Source organism: Alkalibaculum bacchi, assembly GCF_003317055.1.
GTDB classification, from domain to species: domain Bacteria; phylum Bacillota; class Clostridia; order Eubacteriales; family Alkalibacteraceae; genus Alkalibaculum; species Alkalibaculum bacchi.
This window is the reverse complement of the sequence record NZ_QNRX01000010.1, coordinates 18,021-33,041: the sequence shown is the minus strand read 5'-3', so window position 1 is coordinate 33,041 and position 15,021 is coordinate 18,021. Positions and strand designations below refer to the sequence as shown.

Here is a 15,021-nt window from a genome sequence, read left to right as displayed (position 1 = left end):
TGACTTATCTGTTTTTTATCGTAGATTAACAGATAATTTCTCATACAACAGAAAGGATGAAATACATGGATTTTGCTTCAATGGCTCAGTATGCGCCACTGTTTGTGGAAGGTTTGAAGGTTACTGTTCAAATCGCCTTTGTGGCAGTAATTATTGGAGCCATTTTAGGTTTGTTTGTGGCCCTTGGGAGACTGTCGACTAATAAGGTAATTTCGTTTATAGCAACAGGTTATATACAAATTATTAGAGGAACTCCAGTACTAGTGCAATTATATATTATATATTATGCTACGTATCCACTTTTTGGATTTAATATTCCACCTTATATTGCAGCAGTAGCTACCTTTGGTTTGAATAGTTCAGCTTATGTAGCAGAAATTATTCGAGCAGGGATTCAGGCTGTAGATTTTGGACAAATGGAAGCTGGGCGTTCTTTAGGTTTGCCTCATGGTATGGTCATGAGATATATTATTATTCCCCAGGCAATCAAAAACATCTTGCCAGCTCTGGGAAATGAGTTTGTCGTTTTATTAAAAGAAACTTCTGTCGTGTCCATTATTGGAACGACTGATTTAGTGCGACAAGCAGATATCATTAAAGCTGCAACCTATAGTAATTTTGAGCCTTATATTATTATTGCACTTATTTATATTGTTTTGGTATTAGGTTTATCTACATTGATTAACCAATTGGAAAGGAGGTTGAAACGAAGTGATTACCGTTAAAAATCTCCATAAATCCTTCGGAAACTTGCAAGTTCTCAAAGGAATCGATCAAGAAGTAAAGCAGGGAGAAGTAGTAGTCGTCATCGGTCCAAGCGGTTCAGGTAAGAGTACTTTTTTAAGATGTATCAATTTGCTTGAACAACCTACAAAAGGTCAGATCATCATTGATGGCGACGATATTACAGATTCTAAGGTAAACATTAACAAGGTAAGGGAAAAAGTAGGAATGGTATTTCAACACTTTAATCTTTTTCCTCATCTGACTATTTTAGAGAATGTGACCTTAGCACCTATAAAATTAAAGGGAATGTCAAAGGAACAAGCTACAGATTTAGCAAAGAATCTACTCAAAAAGGTAGGACTAATAGATAAGATTGACACTTATCCTGTTCAATTATCAGGTGGTCAAAAACAAAGAATTGCCATCGCTCGTGCCTTAGCCATGGAACCTGAAGTAATGCTCTTTGATGAGCCAACTTCAGCTCTTGATCCTGAAATGGTTAAAGAGGTACTAAGCGTTATGAAAGATTTAGCATTAGAAGGAATGACAATGATGGTGGTAACCCACGAAATGGGCTTTGCAAGAGAAGTTGGAGATCGAATTCTTTTTATGGATGAAGGCAAAGTAGTAGAAGAAGCGAGCCCTGATCAACTATTCAACCATCCAAAGCACTCTCGTTTAAAAGAGTTTTTGAGTAAAGTACTTTAAAAAAGCGCCTTAGGCGCTTTTTTAGGTGGTCAGCTTTAAGCTGGTCAGGTGGTCAGCAAATATGCGACTTACGTCGCAGTGAACAATGAATATTGAACAATATAAATGCTAGATGAACAGTAGCTAAGGTTTAGAGTTCTAAAAAAACAGCCACTTTAGTGGCTAAAATGCTTTTGCTGACCACCTTAAACAGATTGTACATAAAAATAATTTGTAGTATGATAAATGTATTAAATTAATAACTACACATGGAGGGCATTATGACATTACATGAAAAATATAATCGTTTAAAGAAAATACTAAAAGAAGCAAGAAGTGGAGCAGTAGCTTATTCTGGAGGAGTGGATAGTACTTTTTTATTGACAGTTGCTTATGATGTGTTGGGGGATCAAGTTATAGGTGTTACGGCTCGCTCTTCTACATATCCTGAGAGAGAATATAATGAGGCAAAGAGCCATGCAGAAAAATTAGGGGTAAGACATATTACTATCGTATCTGAAGAGCTAGAAATTGAAGGTTTTTCTAAAAATCCAGTAAACCGCTGTTATTTTTGTAAGGCAGAGCTTTTCTCAAAGGTCAAGTCACAGGCTGATAAGTATGGTTTGAAGCATGTCTTTGATGGCTCTAATTTGGATGATACAAGTGATTATAGACCAGGAATGAAGGCAGCTAAGGAGCAAGGGGTTATTAGTCCTCTAAAGGAAGCAGGATTTACAAAAGACGATATTCGAAAACTATCTAAAGAGCTTGATGTACCTACTTGGGATAAACCTGCTTTTGCTTGCCTTTCCTCAAGATTTCCCTATGGAAAAGAAATTACTGCAGAAAAACTCTCTATGGTAGAAAAGGCAGAACAGTATCTCTTAGATATGGGATTTAGACAAATAAGAGTAAGACACCACGATGAAATCGCCCGCATCGAAGTAGAGCCAAATGAAAGAGCAAAGTTTTTTGACGTAAATAAGATGGACCAAATCGGAAATGAATTTAGAAAAATTGGTTTTAAATACGTAACACTTGATATTTTAGGATATCGAACTGGAAGCATGAACGAAGTCCTTTCAGAAGAAGACAAATTATAGCCACCAGCCACCAGCATTAGCTACCTTCGGTAGCTTTAAGAGACCCCAGAGAAATACCCAGAGCTGATAGCTGGCCGCTGACCCAAGAGAAATACCCAGAACTAATGGCTGGCTGCTGGTCGCTGATACCTGACCTAAAAGGAGTGACCCGAGAGAAAGGGCTGACCCAAGAGGAATACCACAGAGGAGAATGTTATGAGTGAAGAGTCTTTAAGAAATTTATTGGAAGATATTAAGTCGGATAAAGTAAGTATCGATGAGGCCATAGAAAGCTTAAGGCAATTGCCTTATAAGGACCTAGGCTTTGCAAAGGTAGATCATCATCGTGAATTAAGACAAGGTTATCCTGAAGTGATCTACTGTGCAGGAAAGACGCCAGAGCAGGTTCAAAGCATTGTGGAGGCTATGATTTCAAGAGGAAGCAATATTATCGGCACAAGGGCTGATGAAACCATGTTTAATGTAGTCAAAGAAATTTGCGATAAAGCCATTTACCATAAGTCCTGCAAGATGATTACAATTGAAAACCATAAGATTACTCTAACAAATTCCTATATTGCCGTAGTAACTGGGGGTACATCGGATATCCCAGTCGCTGAAGAAGCAGCTATAACCGCAGAAATCTTAGGAAATAAAGTGGAAAGAGTCTATGATGTAGGAGTAGCAGGGATACACAGATTATTTGATAAATTAGACATTATTACTGGCGCAAAGGTAGTCATCGCTGTAGCAGGCATGGAAGGTGCACTGGCAAGCGTATTAGGAGGTTTAGTATCCAAGCCTGTTTTAGCTGTTCCAACTAGTGTTGGTTATGGTGCTAATTTTGGCGGATTAGCCGCACTTTTAGCCATGTTAAACAGTTGTGCCAGCGGGACAGCTGTAGTCAATATCGACAATGGCTTTGGCGCAGGATATATGGCAAGTATAATCAATCAATTATAATTTTAAATAGACATTATTTAGTATTGACAAAATTTGCTGTAATATGATATATTTTAATCAATCCATATGAAACCAAGAAGGTTTCTCATAGTTAGAGTAATACATCAACACAAGATATTTTTATTTTTGATTTAAAGACCATGAAGGTTAAGCTGCAATTGAATGCAGTGCTTTTGTGGTCTTTTCTTGTCGGGCAAAACCCGCATAGCGAGTTTTGCCCAGGGTTCTATACACTAACAAAGGGGGATAATATTTTGAAAAAAGGTTTAATCAGTGTAATATTAATTACAATCATGGTACTCAGTTTACTTGTAGGATGTTCTAGCCAACAAACGAATGCTAAGAAAGATGAAAACAATGAAAAAGAAGTAAAAAAAGATTCTATAGTCATGGCTATAGGTTCAGAGCCTGATGGAGGATTCGATCCAGTTATTGGCTGGGGAAGGTACGGTAGCCCATTGATTCAAAGTACTCTTGTAGAAACAAATGCAGATATGAAAATTGTAGGGGATTTAGCTAAAGATTATACCGTTAGTGAAGACGGCTTAACCCTTACTTTTAATCTTAGGGATGATGCTTATTTTACAGATGGAGAGCAAGTTACAGCAAATGATGTAGTCTTTACTTATGAAAGTTCAAAGACAAGTAATTCTATTGTGGATTTTACTGTATTAGATAAAATTTCTGCAAAAGATGATTTTACAGTAGAAATGAAATTAAAAAAACCAGAATCTACATTTATTTATAGCATTGCAAAGACAGGTATTGTTCCAGAACACGCTTATTCTAAAACTTATGGAGACAATCCTATAGGAAGTGGACCTTTTAAATTTGTTCAATGGGACAAAGGACAACAACTAGTCCTTGAAGCCAATGAAGATTACTATGGCACTGTTCCTGAAATGAAAAAAGTAACGGTTTTATTCATGACAGAAGACACAGCATTAGTAGCTGCAAAAGCTGGTCAGCTAGATGTAGCTATGACTGTACCAAGTCTTGCTACAGACGAAATCAAAGGTATGACCATATATAAGGCAGCTACCATCGATAATAGAGGACTTACACTTCCCGTAGTTCCTGCTGAAGGCAAAAAAACAGAAGGCGGTTACCCAATAGGCAATAATGTCACTTCTGATATTGCCATTCGAAAAGCATTGTCTTATGGCATTAACCGAGAAAAATTAGTAGACGAAGTTTTAAATGGATACGGTACTCCTGCGTATACAGAGTCTGATGGTATGCCATGGTTTAATGAAGAATCAAAAATTAAATACGATGTAGAAAAAGCAAAAAAAATATTAGAAGAAGCTGGGTGGGTCGATAAAGACAATGACGGCATTCGAGAAAAAGGAGATCAAAAAGCAGAATTTAATCTTATTTACTCTTCTGGTGATTCTGTAAGACAAGGTCTTGCTTTAGCAGCTACTGCTCAGGCAAAGGAATTAGGCATTTCTATTATAGTAGAAGGCATGAGTTGGGATGAAATTGATAAGAGAATGTATGAAGATGCTGTACTAATGGGATGGGGAGATCAAAACCCTATGGAAACATATCTATTGTATCACAGCAGCAATAAAGGACAACCAAACTACTATAATCCAGAGAATTTTGATAATCCTATTGTAGACAAATACTTAGAAGAAGCTTTGAAAACATCAGATCAAGAAAAGGCAAACGAATTATGGAAAAAGGTACAGTGGGACGGAAAAACAGGAACATCTGCTTTAGGCGAGGCACCTTGGGTTTGGCTTGTAAATGTTGATCACTTATATTATATAAGAGAAGGCCTTGACGTAGGAGAACAAAAAATACATCCTCACGGTCATGCTTGGCCATTGGTGGCAAATTTAAGAGATTGGAAATGGACAGAATAAAATAGATTGGATGAACAGTATGAACATAACCCATTACATCATTAAAAACTTTATGAAAATGATTTTGCTTATTGTATTAGTTTCGGTTGTAACTTTTACTTTAGCAGTAAATTCACCTATTGACCCTATAAGACAGTACATAGGAACGGGAACCGTAACTGATGAGCAAAGAGATTCTATTGAAGAGTATTGGGGGGTAAATGATACAAAGGTGGAGAGATTTGTAAAATGGTCTACAAATCTCCTCCACGGAGATTTTGGAGATTCCATTATCTTTCGAAAAGGGGTATTAAGTGTAATATGGGAGAAGGCCGGAAGCTCCCTCTTCTTAATGTTAAGCACATTTACTTTAACAGGGATCTTAGGATATGTAATAGGATTATTTATGGGGAGATTTCGTGATTCTATAGGAGATCGAATATTAAAATCCATATGTATAACCTTTTCTGCTACACCTACCTTTTGGGTAGGTATGCTCATGTTGATTATATTTTCTGTAAAGCTAGGGATTTTTCCTATTGGATTTAGTATGCCTGTAGGTGTTAGTGCTGATGAAGTCCGTATATTTGATAAAATTTATCATACGATTCTCCCAGCTCTTACCCTAACCTTAGTATTTATCCCTAATATAGCACTGCATACTAGAAGCAAAGTCATTGAAGTTTTAGAAAGTGATTATGTACTATTTGCAAGGGCTAGAGGAGAAAGCCAAAAATCGATTATGAAAAACCATGTCATAAAGAATACAGTCCTTCCTGCAATTACCATTCAATTCGGTTCCTTTAGTGAAATATTTGGAGGGAGTGTTTTGGCAGAAAATGTATTTTCCTATCCGGGGTTAGGCACTACTATTGTAGCAGCAGGTCTAGGCGGAGATATTCCCTTATTGCTTGGCATCACAATTATTATTTCCATATTCGTTTTTGTTGGTAATTTTATAGCAGATCTTCTCCACATATTTATTAATCCAATGATTCGAGAGGAGGAGATATAGATGAATAGGCGAAAGAAAAGTAAAATTATTCTAATGGTTTATTCTAATGGTTATAGTAGCTTTTGTGTTATTAATCATGATTTCAGGCTCAATGATAACGGATGAAATGTTAGCCCCTGATTTTTCACAAAAGAATCAACTGCCTTCTCTAAAGCATTTGTTTGGAACAGATTGGTTGGGAAGAGATATGTTTTTGCGAACGATCAAAGGATTACAAAACAGCATTATTATCGGTTCTATAGCTTCTATAATAAGTTCAATCATCGCTTTAATCGTAGGAGGCTTAGCTGGAACCATGCCTAAATGGGTAGATCATATCGTTCGAATTTCCATCGATTTGGTAATGGGTATTCCTCACTTAATTCTTATCATTTTAATTTCAGTACTTGCAGGCCGAGGGGTGAGAGGATTGCTCATAGGAATAGCCTTGACCCACTGGACATCCTTAGCACGAATTGTGCGAAGTGAAGTCCTTCAAGTTCGTAATGACCACTATGTATTGATATCGAGAAGGTTTGGAAAGAGCAATTTTTATATTTTTAAAGAGCATATGATACCTATTGTCTTACCTCAGTATATTATTGGATTAGTGTTGACTTTTCCCCATGCAATCCTTCACGAAGCAGCTGTGACTTTCTTAGGATTTGGATTATCTCCTGAGGCACCAGCAATTGGTATTATTCTATCTGAAAGTATGAAGTATTTAGTTAATGGAGTATGGCATTTGGCTTTTTTTCCAGGTTTGTCTTTAGTATTATTAGTACTTTTAATAAACAAATTAGGGGATAATTTATCCCTACTCTTAAATCCTCATTTAGCTCGTGAATAAGAAAAATAATAGAATGGAAGGATCCTATGAAAAGACCATTACTTGAAATAAATAATTTATCTGTTGGATTTAAAATCAACGGATCAAAACAAAAGCAAAGTTGGGCTGTTAATGACTTATCTATAAGAGCCTATCCAGGTGAAATACTCACTATTGTAGGGGCTAGTGGCAGTGGAAAGAGCGTTTTAGCAAGTGCTATCTTAGGATTATTACCGGGTAATGCCATATCAAGTGGAGAAATTATTTACGATGGAAAAAATGTAGATAAAAAATTACTTGATGAACTTAGAGGCGAAGAAATCACATTTATTCCACAGAGCATTTCTTCCTTAGATCCATTGGTAAAAGTAGGAAAGCAAGTAAGAAATTTTGCCTCAGATGACGAAACCATAAAAAAACAGAGAAAAATCTTTAAAGAATTTGGATTGAACAGAAGCGTGGAAAAGTCATACCCTTTTCAGTTGTCGGGAGGAATGGCTCGAAGAGTGCTTATCTCGACAACAATGATGAAAAATCCTAGGTTGATTATAGCGGATGAACCAACGCCAGGCCTAGATATTCAATCCGCTAAGAAAACCATGGATTATTTTAAAAGTTTCGCAAAGAAAGATAAAGCCGTCATATTGATTACCCACGATATCGATTTGGCCATTCATTACTCAGATAAATTAGCTATTTTCTATGGAGGAGAAATTGTTGAAATAACAAAGGCAAGGTATTTTCACCATGGAATCCAATATCTAAAACATCCTTATACGAGAGCATTATATAGATCACTTCCAACAAACGGTTTTAAGCCTATACCAGGTTCTCAACCAATTCCTGATAAAGAGAATCAAGGTTGTATATTTAGGGATCGATGTGAGTGCAAGGAGCAAATCTGTGATCATAGCGTAAATACTCAAAAATTTGAAGATGAAATGGTGAGATGTAATGTCGATTTTGCAGGCAAAAAATATAAGCTTTCAGTATAAAAAAGATAGAATGATTTTAGAAGATGTCAACTTTAGCGTAAACTGTGGGGAGAGGGTAGGTTTAGTAGCTAAGAGTGGTTATGGAAAAAGCACCCTTGCAAAAATTCTAGCTGGACATTTAACGCAGACAAAGGGGACTATTTCTATAGATGAAAAAGCTATTGAAAAAAAAGGTTTTTACCCTGTACAGTTAATCTATCAACACCCTGAAAAATCCATAAATCCCAAGTGGAAAATGAAAAGAGCCTTAAAGGAAAACGGAGACATTGATATTAATTTACTAGAAATTTTAGGGATTAAAGATATTTGGATGGATCGTTATCCAAATGAGCTTTCGGGAGGAGAATTGCAGAGAATAGCGATTGCAAGATCTATTACAAAAGATACAAAATTTTTAATAGCAGATGAAATCACTGCCATGTTAGACGGTATTACACAAGCCCAAATATGGCAAGCATTAATGAAAATTGCAGAAGAAAATCATATAGGCATGGCCATAATCACACACAATAAGGCTCTAGCAGAGCAGATTTGTACACGAATTGTATATTTGGAAGAAATCAATAAAAGATAGCCACCAGTAAAAGATAGCATCCAGCGGCCAGCCGCCAGTAAAAGATAACTATCTCTTAGTAGCTAAAAAGACTTCAGAGGAAGGACTCTACTAAAATGTGACCCTAGAGGAATCCTCAAAACTGATGGCTGGCCGCCGACCCTAAAGGAATCCCCTAGACTAGTGGCTGATAGCTAAAACGCAGTAGGAGCTCTTTTTATGTAAAACTTAGAACATAGAGCTTACAGCCTAGAACATAGATGGTGTGCATTACGCCAATCTAAAAATCCTTCTCCTAATCCTCTAAGCAATAGTTCACCTGTGCCAATATTTGTCGCCAAAGGTATTTCATATACATCACTTAGTCGAATTAATGCGCTTACATCTGGTTCATGGGGTTGTGGAGTTAGAGGATCTCTTAAAAAAATCACCATATCTATTTTATCTTCCGATACGAAAGCGCCTATTTGTTGATCCCCACCAAGTGGCCCAGATTTAAAACGAGTTACTTTTAAACCTGTTTCCTCTATTATTCTCTTTCCAGTTGTTCCTGTTGCATATAAATTGTGATTTTTTAAAATATTTCTGTAAGCAAGTGCTAGTTTAATCATATCATCTTTTTTCTTATCATGTGCAATCAGTGCAATATTCAATCAGATCACTCCATTTCTTAGCTGTTAAGAATATATTATCATTAATTTTTTACAAGGTACACGAGAACTTTATTGTAATGGTTTTCTATTTAACGATAAAATTCCATAAAATATTAACTGTACATAAAATGTGATAATATATATCGTTGTTTTTATTTCTGTTTCATAAGTGATTAAAATAATCTGATTCTATATATAAAACTTTAGAAATAAAATATATAAAATGGGAATTAATATATATAATATACTAAATTGGGTAAAATACTATTGTAATCGTAATTTTAATCTTATAACTGAAAAGGAGATTTGTGTGATGAAGATTGGAAGATTAATAATTCAAATTATTGTATCTGCTATTGCCATAGCTATTGCAGCATTTTTTACTCCAGGAATGTCTATTCAAGGTGGAATATGGACCTTGATTGTAGCAGCTATCGTTATAGGTGTACTAGATTGGCTTATTTCTAGATTTACATCTATCAGTGCATCCCCATTCGGTAGAGGATTTATTGGGTTTATCGTTGCTGCAATTGTATTATATGTAACTGGATTGATTGTAGATGGATTTAATGTATCATTTATAGGTGCCATAATAGGTGCATTAGTATTAGGAATCGTAGATGCAATAATACCCGGAGATCAAGTATTGGATAATAAGTAGAAGTTGTACGATAAACTAAAAAACATCGAGCAAGGGCGTTTGTCTTTACTTGGTGTTTTTTTTATTAAGGTGGTCAGGTGGTCAGGTGGTCAGGTGATAAGCAAAACCGCAAAAGAAAAAAGCGTAAAGTTTCCTTTTACCTTTCCACTTTCTGCTTTATAATTTAAGAAGGGAACAAATTAAGGGAATAATCGTCTAATACAAGAGGGATAAGGAGTGAGGGAAATGGATGTTTTGGAACAAGAGTTAATTAGTAAGTCTAAAAAAGGAGATTTCCTTGCCTTTGAAATATTAATAAATAAATACTCAAAGCAAGTTTTTAATATACTTCTACGCCTTCTAGGTAATCGGGAAGACGCAGAGGATGTGTCTCAGGAGGTTTTTGTCAAGGTATATAAAAAATTACACACTTATAAGGGAAATAGCCAGTTTTACACTTGGCTTTTCCGCATTGCTATTAATGCAGGCAAAGATCATTTGAAGAAAAAGAAATGGGAGTACCCTTTAGAAACTCTTGGTGAAGATCGATTTTCATTTCCTCAAGGCCACAGTGTAGGTCCAGAGGCAACTGTAATAAATAAGGAAAAAAAAGAACTGATTTTAAGAGCGTTAATGGAATTAAAACTAGAACAGCGAGTAATTATTATACTTAGAGATATTCAAGGTTTTTCCTATGAAGAAATCAGTCGAATTTTGGGGATTTCTATAGGCACAGTCAAATCTCGTATTAGTCGAACAAGAAAAACGCTAAAAGAAAAGTTAATAAACAAACCTTATGGTTTGGGAAAGGATGAATAAAAATGGACTGCAAACAATTTGAAGAAAAAATAGATGATTATATAGACGAACTCCTTTCCTTAGAAGAAATCATTGAAATTGAAAGACACTTAGAACAATGTGAAAAGTGTCAAAATAATTACATAGAAATAAAGGACATTGTGGGTACTATAAAATCAATAAATCTAGAAAAAGTACCTGAAGATTTTTCCCAGAATGTTATAAAGCAAATAGAAACCAGAAAGAAGGGAAATAAAATGAAGAGATTTTTACCTTACGTAGCTGTTTTTATCGTAGGTGTTTTGATTACAAGTCTATTATTTAAGTCTCCCCTTAGTAATTTTTATATGTCTGAAGGCACATCTTTCGGTGAAGATTCTACTATGGACTCTCGTGTCGTTTTAGATTCCGTTTCTCCTCAAAATGGTGCTACAGATTTTGAAAATAATCAGTCGGCAGGGATTGAGATGGCAAAAGAATCTAGTGAAAAGTCATCTACAGTAGTTAAAGATGAGGTTTTTGATATCGATAAAATTATATATCAAGGTACTCTTAGCCTGGACGTGGAGGATGCCAATAAGGCTATGGAAGGAATTAAAGATTATGTAAAGGCAAATGGTGGTTTTATTGAGAGTTCCGATAATTATAATGGCAACCAGACCGATTCTGAACTTTATATGAGCCATTCATATTTGACCATTCGTGTTCCTGCTGAAAAATTTAATGAAGTAATAGACAAACTAAAACAATTTGGAGAAGAGACTAGTACAAATATTAGCAGTACAAATGTTTCTACTGAGTACAGAGATATTCAAAGCGAAAAAGAATCTTTAGAAATTCAACAAGATAGGCTAGTAGACTATTTGAAAAAAGCAGAAAAAATAGAAGATATGCTGACTATTGAGACAGAGCTCAGTAGAGTTCGAATAGAGCTCAATAGAATCAATACACAATTAGACAATTACGACCGAATGATAAATTATTCGACTATAACGGTAAATCTTAGAGAAACAGGAACCTTGACCACTACCGTAAAATCCCCCTTTGGGAAATTATTAGAGAATATCGGTAAAGGATTTATCCAATCTATTAATCTGCTCTTACAGCTAATTCATTTTGTAATTGTATTCATAGCAAGGATGATCCCCTTTGCCATCATACTCCTTCCGGTAGCTTGGTTTGTGAGGAAGAAGTGGAAGAAATAAGGTGGTTTGTCGTAGGTTGCGGGCTTGTAGCTCCCTATGGTCGCTACAAACCTCGCCAACCTTGACACGGGTAATACCAATTGATTTCTCTCACCCTTCAGGCGAGACAAATCCACAGGTGGTCAGGTGGTCATCAAAACCAATAAGCCACCAATGGTGGCATGGTTTTGATGACCATTTAAAACTTGCAAGTCAGATGAAGTTGGTTAAAAATGCTAATTCCCAGTGAATTAGCATTTTTCCACTTTCCACTTTCCACGTTACTTTTGGAAGAGAAATTGTTATAATCTACTAAGTGGTCTATTATCCTGTTTGAATAAACGAGATCAATTTTGACGACCATAGTATTAAGATTGAGGTGGTAATATTGAAGGAAACAATGGTTATTATTGACGGCAATAGTCTTATGTATAGAACTTTTTATGGAATACGCCCTATGACTAGCAAAAGAGGGGTGCCTACAAATGCTGTATATGGATTTGCAAATATTCTTTTGAATATATTAGAAAAGCATCAGCCACATTATGTAGGGGTAGCTTTTGACGAGAAGAAGCCTACTATTAGACACGAAAAATTTGATGATTATAAAGCAGGTCGCTTAAAAATGCCTGAAGACTTGGTAACTCAGCTGCCGCTTATTCATGAAATGCTGGACAAGTTAAACATTAGGAGAATATCTTTAGAAGGTTTTGAAGCAGATGATTTAATAGGGACCATAGCAAAAACCTATTCTGCAGAGGGAATTGAGGTAAAAATTCTCACCGGAGACCGAGATGCCTTTCAATTAGTAGATAACAATATCAATGTACTGTTTACAAAAAAAGGCATTAGCGATGTAGATATCATAAATGAAGAGGCAATTGAAAAACTCTATGGTGAAGGTATTACGCCAAAAGCCCTTATTGAGGTCAAAGCTTTAATGGGTGATAAATCAGATAATATTCCTGGAGTAGCTGGTGTAGGGGAAAAGACTGCTATTAAGCTTGTACAACAATATAAAAACTTAGAAACAATCTATGAGAATATCCATGAGCAAAAGGGTAAGTTAAAGGAAAGATTAGAAAATGATAAAGAAAATGCTTTCTTAAGCAGACAATTAGGTACCATTATTACTAATGTGCCAGTAGATTTTGAATTAAATGAATTTTCAACGAATGAATACAAAACAAAGGAAGCTACAAACTTCTTTATGGAATTAGATATTATGTCTATTTCAAAGAGATTAGGAAATATAGATGAAGCCAAAGAAGAAAACACAATTGAGTCCTCTAAGGATGTTATTGACGCACTAGATCAATCTACTATGGATTCTATTTTAGAAAAGGCTAAGTCAGCAGGTCAAATCTTTATGACTTGGTATATCTCTAGTCATATGTACAATGAAAGAGTATTACATGGACTGGCCATTGGCATAAAAAAAGAAATCTTCTTTCTTCAGGACAATATAGATAAAAATGACTTTATCTTATTTTTTAAAGAGCTTATGGAAAATGAAGAGATTAAAAAGATTGGTCATAATTTTAAAGACCTTATGGTTTACTGTATGCAAAAAAACATCTCTTTAATAAATGCAGACTTTGATACCTATATTGCGGCATATTTATTAGAGCCATCTGATAGCAGATATAATATAGATGACTTAGCTCAAAAATACCTAGATGTAAATATGAAGAGCAGAGAAGAAGTAGTAGGTAAGAAAAAAAATCAAATCTCTTTTTTAGATATGGATGAAGATAAAAAAGGACTTTTAATTGACAATCTAGAGGCTCTTTATCTTTTACAACCTATCTTTCAAGAAAAAATGGAAGAACTTAATATGGAGCATTTATATAAAGATATTGAAATGCCTTTAGTCGAAGTGCTGTCTTCTTTTGAGTATCAAGGGTTTAAAATTGACGTAGATGGGTTAAATGAATTAGATATTCAATTTGATAAAGAATTAGAGCGCTTGACAAAGGGTATTTACGGTTTGTCAGGTCGGGAGTTTAATATCAATTCACCAAAACAATTAGGAGAAATTCTCTTTGAAGAGTTAAAATTGCCTGTTATTAAAAAGACCAAGACAGGTTACTCTACGAATGCGGAAGTCTTAGAAAAATTAAAGGGAGATCATCCTATTATTGAAAAGATATTAGAATATCGCACTATAGCCAAATTAAGTTCTACCTATATTAAAGGATTTAAGGGAATCATCGATAAAGAACATCATAAATTGTATTCTTCTTTCCATCAGACTATAACCACTACGGGAAGAATAAGCAGTTCTGAGCCTAATCTGCAAAATATTCCAGTGAAGATTGAAATCGGCAGACAAATAAGAAAAATATTCATACCTTCATCAAAAGACAATGTCCTTGTAGATGCAGATTATTCCCAAATTGAGCTTAGAATTTTAGCTCATATTTCTGGAGATGAAACGTTAATTGATTCCTTTAAGAAGGGCGAAGATATTCACAGAAGAACGGCATCAGAAATCTTTAATGTCCCTCTAGAAGAAGTGACTAGTCTTCAAAGAAGTCACGCCAAAGCTATTAACTTTGGACTTATCTATGGAAAACAAGCTTTTGGATTATCACAAGACATTCATGTTACAAGAAAAGAAGCTCAAGAGTATATTGATATGTACTTTGGACGATATCCAAAAGTGGAAAAATACATGAAAGATATTGTGGTAGAGGCAAAGGAAAAAGGGTATGTGACCTCAATATTTGGCAGGAGAAGGTATATTCCAGAAATTAATTCAAGAAATAAAGTTATTGCCAATGCAGGAGAGCGATTAGCTTTAAATACACCTATTCAAGGTAGCGCTGCAGATGTAATAAAAATTGCCATGGTTCGAGTATACAATGAATTTAACAAAAGAGGTTTAAGATCTAAGCTGATTTTACAGGTTCACGATGAGCTTATTGTGGATACAAAAAGGGATGAAATTGATGTGGTAAAAGAAATTATAAAGTCAGAGATGGAAAACGCTGCTGAGCTAGCAGTACCGCTAACGGTAGATATTAATATTGGAGAGAATTGGTACGAATCTAAGTGAGGT

The 15,021-nt window shown here is 35.3% G+C and carries 14 protein-coding genes; 13 read left to right on the top strand and 1 reads right to left on the bottom strand.

The features are described from left to right. Positions 1-65: 65 nt before the first annotated feature. The 9 genes from DES36_RS08550 to DES36_RS08510 all read left to right on the top strand — a co-directional run bounded on the left by DES36_RS08550 (position 66) and on the right by DES36_RS08510 (position 8,703). Positions 66-725, top strand: coding sequence for an amino acid ABC transporter permease (locus tag DES36_RS08550; protein WP_113920811.1), 660 nt, complete (start codon positions 66-68; stop codon positions 723-725). Next, on the top strand, positions 712-1,434 hold the full coding sequence (locus tag DES36_RS08545) for an amino acid ABC transporter ATP-binding protein (RefSeq protein WP_113920810.1): 723 nt from the start codon (positions 712-714) through the stop codon (positions 1,432-1,434). The genes DES36_RS08550 and DES36_RS08545 overlap by 14 nt, the downstream gene beginning before the upstream one ends. Positions 1,435-1,694: 260 nt before the next feature. Beyond that, complete coding sequence (gene larE, locus DES36_RS08540) at positions 1,695-2,516, top strand: ATP-dependent sacrificial sulfur transferase LarE (protein ID WP_113920809.1); 822 nt, start codon at positions 1,695-1,697, stop codon at positions 2,514-2,516. A gap of 195 nt (positions 2,517-2,711) precedes the next feature. After that, positions 2,712-3,458 (top strand): nickel pincer cofactor biosynthesis protein LarB, encoded by a 747-nt coding sequence (larB, locus tag DES36_RS08535; protein ID WP_113920808.1) that lies wholly within the window; start codon positions 2,712-2,714, stop codon positions 3,456-3,458. A 254-nt stretch (positions 3,459-3,712) separates the two neighbouring features. After that, positions 3,713-5,332, top strand: a complete 1,620-nt coding sequence (locus tag DES36_RS08530) for an ABC transporter substrate-binding protein (RefSeq protein WP_242981738.1) — start codon at positions 3,713-3,715, stop codon at positions 5,330-5,332. Positions 5,333-5,351: 19 nt separating this feature from the next. After that, on the top strand, positions 5,352-6,326 hold the full coding sequence (locus tag DES36_RS08525; protein ID WP_242981737.1) for an ABC transporter permease: 975 nt from the start codon (positions 5,352-5,354) through the stop codon (positions 6,324-6,326). Between the two features lie 46 nt (positions 6,327-6,372). Continuing rightward, positions 6,373-7,155, top strand: coding sequence for an ABC transporter permease (locus DES36_RS08520; RefSeq protein ID WP_113920806.1), 783 nt, complete (start codon positions 6,373-6,375; stop codon positions 7,153-7,155). Positions 7,156-7,181: 26 nt separating this feature from the next. Further along, positions 7,182-8,129, top strand: a complete 948-nt coding sequence (locus tag DES36_RS08515; protein WP_113920805.1) for an ABC transporter ATP-binding protein — start codon at positions 7,182-7,184, stop codon at positions 8,127-8,129. Continuing rightward, complete coding sequence (locus DES36_RS08510) at positions 8,089-8,703, top strand: ABC transporter ATP-binding protein (protein ID WP_113920804.1); 615 nt, start codon at positions 8,089-8,091, stop codon at positions 8,701-8,703. The genes DES36_RS08515 and DES36_RS08510 overlap by 41 nt, the downstream gene beginning before the upstream one ends. A 221-nt stretch (positions 8,704-8,924) precedes the next feature. Here the strand turns inward: DES36_RS08510 and mgsA are convergent, their stop codons facing one another. After that, the gene (mgsA, locus tag DES36_RS08505) at positions 8,925-9,335 is read right to left on the bottom strand and encodes a methylglyoxal synthase (protein WP_113920803.1); all 411 of its coding nucleotides are present in this window, start codon (positions 9,333-9,335) and stop codon (positions 8,925-8,927) included. Between the two features lie 313 nt (positions 9,336-9,648). Between mgsA and DES36_RS08500 the strand changes: the two genes are divergently transcribed. From DES36_RS08500 to polA, 4 genes are all read left to right on the top strand, one after another. Next, positions 9,649-9,996 carry a phage holin family protein gene (locus DES36_RS08500; protein ID WP_207657440.1) on the top strand — a complete coding sequence of 116 codons (348 nt, stop codon included), beginning with the start codon at positions 9,649-9,651 and terminating at the stop codon, positions 9,994-9,996. A gap of 225 nt (positions 9,997-10,221) precedes the next feature. After that, on the top strand, positions 10,222-10,794 hold the full coding sequence (locus DES36_RS08495; RefSeq protein ID WP_113920802.1) for an RNA polymerase sigma factor: 573 nt from the start codon (positions 10,222-10,224) through the stop codon (positions 10,792-10,794). A 2-nt stretch (positions 10,795-10,796) separates the two neighbouring features. After that, entirely contained in the window at positions 10,797-11,978 is a 1,182-nt protein-coding gene (locus tag DES36_RS08490; RefSeq protein ID WP_113920801.1) for a DUF4349 domain-containing protein, read from the top strand. A gap of 358 nt (positions 11,979-12,336) precedes the next feature. Beyond that, complete coding sequence (gene polA / locus DES36_RS08485) at positions 12,337-15,018, top strand: DNA polymerase I (protein ID WP_341457133.1); 2,682 nt, start codon at positions 12,337-12,339, stop codon at positions 15,016-15,018. Positions 15,019-15,021: the final 3 nt, after the last annotated feature.

Coding starts and splice junctions, on each gene's coding strand:
- DES36_RS08550 (WP_113920811.1), top strand. CDS start 66: ATGGATTTTGCTTCAATGGCTCAGTATGCGCCACTGTTTGTGGAAGGT.
- larE (WP_113920809.1), top strand. CDS start 1,695: ATGACATTACATGAAAAATATAATCGTTTAAAGAAAATACTAAAAGAA.
- larB (WP_113920808.1), top strand. CDS start 2,712: ATGAGTGAAGAGTCTTTAAGAAATTTATTGGAAGATATTAAGTCGGAT.
- DES36_RS08525 (WP_242981737.1), top strand. CDS start 5,352: ATGAACATAACCCATTACATCATTAAAAACTTTATGAAAATGATTTTG.
- DES36_RS08520 (WP_113920806.1), top strand. CDS start 6,373: ATGGTTATAGTAGCTTTTGTGTTATTAATCATGATTTCAGGCTCAATG.
- DES36_RS08515 (WP_113920805.1), top strand. CDS start 7,182: ATGAAAAGACCATTACTTGAAATAAATAATTTATCTGTTGGATTTAAA.
- DES36_RS08510 (WP_113920804.1), top strand. CDS start 8,089: ATGTCGATTTTGCAGGCAAAAAATATAAGCTTTCAGTATAAAAAAGAT.
- DES36_RS08500 (WP_207657440.1), top strand. CDS start 9,649: ATGAAGATTGGAAGATTAATAATTCAAATTATTGTATCTGCTATTGCC.
- DES36_RS08495 (WP_113920802.1), top strand. CDS start 10,222: ATGGATGTTTTGGAACAAGAGTTAATTAGTAAGTCTAAAAAAGGAGAT.
- DES36_RS08490 (WP_113920801.1), top strand. CDS start 10,797: ATGGACTGCAAACAATTTGAAGAAAAAATAGATGATTATATAGACGAA.